This is a genomic window from Campylobacter sp. 107 (assembly GCF_002383835.1).
Lineage (GTDB): Bacteria > Campylobacterota > Campylobacteria > Campylobacterales > Campylobacteraceae > Campylobacter_D > Campylobacter_D jejuni.
In genome coordinates this window covers 1-1,071 of record NZ_NXBA01000035.1, presented here as the reverse complement: position 1 = coordinate 1,071, position 1,071 = coordinate 1, and the positions used below count along the sequence as shown (strand labels likewise).

Sequence of the window (1,071 nt, the reverse complement as noted above, 5' to 3'; positions counted from 1 at the left end):
TTTAGTTTTTAAAGATTTATAATAAGCTTTTTCTGCTTTAGTCCAAGGAGCTATAGCTCCTTTGATAGGATCTTTTAAATAAATACTTTGCCATTCTTTAAATTCAAGTAAAGTAGATTTCTCCCCTGTATAAAAGTTAGGATCTAGGTATTGGGGTTTATAGTCTTTGTAGGGGGAGTTTCGTTTAATGTCGTGTGCTTCAAACAAAGCTTTGGAATATTCTTCGGTATAGTTGCCCTTTGCTGGTGGATGTGAATCTAAACTTTCTACAAAATATATTTTGTTTGTTTCTTTATCTACTTTTACAGCTATTCCATTAGGTGTATAAATTTTATAAGTCTCACTCATTATCTATCCTTTCTTAATTTATCCCATATATAAACCATCTTCTATGATTATAGTAGTGGCTAGTCTGCCTATGAAGTTAGGCGGTAATTTTTGAGATTGTTTGTTTTTAGTTGCACTTTCTGTATATTCCTCATTTTTTTCCTCTTCATCACCTTCTTTTTCTTGTAAATTGTCTTGTTTCTTATTTATCCCCATATACATAGCCTTAAGATTGTTTTGTCCTATGATATTGAGTTTTTCTAGTAATCTTCTGGTTTTATTTTTATCTTCTATATATCTTCCTGTTTTATCTTTACTTGTATTGTAAAGTCCATTAGCAAAATCTTGTAAAATTTGTAAAGCTTCATTGTAAGCATGAATAGGACTATCTTCATCTTTTTTAAAAGCACTAATTTGCTTTTCTTTATTTCTAAACTCTTTAAACAAAGGATGATTACAAGGAAGTTGATACATGGTGCATTTTTTAAGTTCTAAAGATTTTAACTCTTTGAAATAAAAAGTATAATCATCTATAATATATTTTTGTTCTTTTATATCCTCTAAAGCAGTTGCATTTCTTTTCTCATCAATAATCAAATAAGACAAAAGTCTTTTTAAAAGAAATTCTTTATTTTCTTCAAGCTTTGGTTTTATTTCATAATGAAAGGAAAAATGAGTGTCAAAAACCCCTGTGCAAAGATCTATGCCATAAAAAATTTTCTTTAAATCAAAGCTAATAAATTT

The 1,071-nt window shown here is 28.1% G+C and carries 2 pseudogenes; both read right to left on the bottom strand.

The features are described from left to right. Positions 1-348, bottom strand: a pseudogene (locus tag BGS40_RS05650) (hypothetical protein); the annotation flags it as partial. 18 nt (positions 349-366) lie between these two features. After that, a pseudogene (locus BGS40_RS05645) lies at positions 367-1,071 on the bottom strand (hypothetical protein); the annotation flags it as partial.